General features: G+C 59.6%; 3 protein-coding genes. All 3 read right to left on the reverse strand.

Going from position 1 to position 2,540, the window contains the following annotated elements:
- Window positions 1-64 precede the first annotated feature (64 nt).
- Genes tnpC through tnpA form a run of 3 tightly spaced genes read right to left on the reverse strand, consistent with a single transcriptional unit; the run spans window position 65 to window position 2,458 of the window.
- Window positions 65-1,651, reverse strand: coding sequence for an IS66 family transposase (gene tnpC, locus K9B32_RS28750; protein WP_224568767.1), 1,587 nt, complete (start codon window positions 1,649-1,651; stop codon window positions 65-67).
- Between the two features lie 53 nt (window positions 1,652-1,704).
- Window positions 1,705-2,058 carry an IS66 family insertion sequence element accessory protein TnpB gene (gene tnpB, locus K9B32_RS28755; RefSeq protein ID WP_224568769.1) on the reverse strand — a complete coding sequence of 118 codons (354 nt, stop codon included), beginning with the start codon at window positions 2,056-2,058 and terminating at the stop codon, window positions 1,705-1,707.
- Window positions 2,039-2,458 carry an IS66-like element accessory protein TnpA gene (gene tnpA / locus K9B32_RS28760; RefSeq protein WP_224568771.1) on the reverse strand — a complete coding sequence of 140 codons (420 nt, stop codon included), beginning with the start codon at window positions 2,456-2,458 and terminating at the stop codon, window positions 2,039-2,041. The genes tnpB and tnpA overlap by 20 nt, the downstream gene beginning before the upstream one ends.
- Window positions 2,459-2,540 lie beyond the last annotated feature (82 nt).

Genomic DNA, 2,540 nt, shown 5'->3' on the forward strand with positions numbered 1-2,540 from the left:
CCGTAAGCGCGATTTTCGATGCACCGCTGAACGCGCCTCGCATCGGTAGCGAGATCCGGCTCCGTTAGGCGGTGGATGTTTTCGAGAAGTTGATCGGTAGCAGGTCGCCGATGTCGGCGTCGTCGTCTCGCTGCGGCAACTCAGCAAGCACGTGCCGCAGCCAGATCAGAGGGTCTACGCTACAGGCGCGGCATGTCAGCATCAAACTATAGATCACTGCGCTGGCCTTGGCTCCGTCAGCAGTGTCGCTGAACAGCCACGATTTTCTTCCGGTCGCAAAAACTCTGATGTCACGTTCCAGAATGTTGTTATCGATGGGCATCCTGCCGTCGCTGGTGTAGCGCGTCAGATAATCCCACTGGTTCAGAGTGTAGGACACGGCGTCGCCGAGCTTGGTATCGGGTGCGACCTTTGGCGCGATGTTATCGAGCCACGTCTTGAGGGCGTTCAGGACAGGCAAACTGTGCTGTTGGCGGAAGCGGCGAATGCAGTCGGCCTGCGTTTCATTGGCCTCGGGCATCTTGTCTCGCGCCTGCCTCTCGATCCGGTAGAGCTGCTCGAAGAACCTGAGCGCTTGCTCCGGCGGGCCGCCGCCATTCTTTCTCGCCTTGAGGGCTTCGACGAAGCGCCGCCTGGAGTGAGCCATGCATCCGACATGGGTTGCGCCATGCAATGTGCGCCAGGCCGTGTAGCCATCGCTCACCAATATGCCGCGGTAGTCACCAAGGAAGGTCTGCGGGTGGATCTGGCCGCGCCCCGGCCGATAGTCGAGCAATACGATTGGCTCGTCACTGTCCTCGCCGCTGCGATATGCCCACATGTACGATGTGCTGGTGGCCTCCTTGTCCTTTTCCTTGAGGACTTGGACTGTCGTCTCATCGCCATGAATGAGAGGCTGCGATCGCAACCGCAGTTTCAGCGCATCATAGATGCGGTTCAGATGCTTCTCGCTTGAGCCGATGACCCAGTGAGCGAGAGCGCCGCGGCTGATCGGAACACCAGCACGCTCAAATGTCTGAGCCACGCGGTAAAGCGGTGTGCCGTCGACGTATTTGTGGACGAGCGCGAAGGCTAACGTCGAGGCGGTAGCGATGCTGCCCGGCAGGGGCTGCGTCGGCATCGGTGCGATCACGACGGGCGTGTTGATCCCGGTGCGGTCGCAATGGCGGCAAGCGTACTTGAACCGCACATTCTGTAGGACCTTCGCCTTGACCTCGATATGAAGCTGCTCGGTAACGGTCTCGCCCATGCGATGCATCTGACCCTGGCAGCAGGGACAAGACTTCTGATCGTCGGGGAGGTCATATTCGACGCGCTCGCGTGGCAGGTCTTCCGGCAGAGGTCTGCGTCCACGCTTCTTTCCCGTTTGACCTTCTACCGCTGGCAGGCCCGTGTCCGGAAGCTCGACAACATCGCCTGCCTCGCTGTCATCCTCGACCGCAGCCTCTTCGGCCTCGTTGAAGAGACGATCGATGTGCTTTTCACTGCGGGGGGCAAAGCGATGGAGCTTTGCCAGTGCCAGCTCTTCTTCCAGCTTGACGACTCGCTGCGAGAGCGCTTCCTTCTCGGCTTTGAGCGCAGCGATTTCGGCAGCATGGGCCGCCAACTGCGCCATCAGCTCTGCAACACTGGGATCGCCGGTTCGAGTCATCCTAGTTTTGAATCTGAACCGCTTCGCCGCGTCAACAGCTCAATTCGCCATCCTCAGCCGGCGATCTGATATTGCCGCACCGGATGACGGACCATCGCGTCGATGTCGATGCCATCGAGAATCCAGTGCAGTTGCTCTGTCGTCAGCATGACCATCGGCACCTCGCGACGGGGCCATCGGAACTTGTCCTCGGTCAACCGCTTCAGGACCATCACAAAACCGGACCGGTCGAAGAACAGGAGCTTCATCCGGTCACGCCGGCGATTGCAGAACGCAAAAACCGCAGGAGCAAAGGGATCCAGCGCCATCGTCTCCTGGACCAGGACCGCAAGGCTGTTGATGCCGGCCCGAAAGTCGATCGGTTCGCGATGCAGGTAAACCTTGAGATCAGCGCCAAGTCTGAACATGACCCAGCGCTCCTATTATTCCGGCCAAACCATCGACATCACTGCATTCCACCGTCACGCTCACCCCGTTCGGCAGTGAAGCGCTCAGCTTGGCCGCACAAGACAGCCTCTTGATGCTTTTATCCAAGCTGCTGCGCTGCACTGCCAGGCTCCGATCGGGACCGACCTGAACCGGAACGAACGCCGGACCCCCAGGCACAGGATGACCAAGCCGCTTGGCCCTCTGTATCCATTTCCGCAGGAGATTGACATTCACGCCGTGTGCAAGCGCAAGCCGCGATACCGAGACCCCCGGTTCAAGGCAGGCTGCAACAAGACGATCTACCGAAGCTGGGTCATATCGACGGCGGCCGTCACTACCCACAAGCCGCACCCGCAGTCTTTGCTCATCTTCTTCCATGATTTGGTGTCCACCTATTTTGGTGGACACTTCATGCCTGAGAGCACGGCGCTTCAGAAGGTGCGCAGAAATTCGCGCTTAC

Source organism: Rhizobium sp. 3T7 (assembly GCF_020166565.1).
In the GTDB taxonomy this organism is placed as follows: Bacteria; Pseudomonadota; Alphaproteobacteria; order Rhizobiales; family Rhizobiaceae; genus Rhizobium.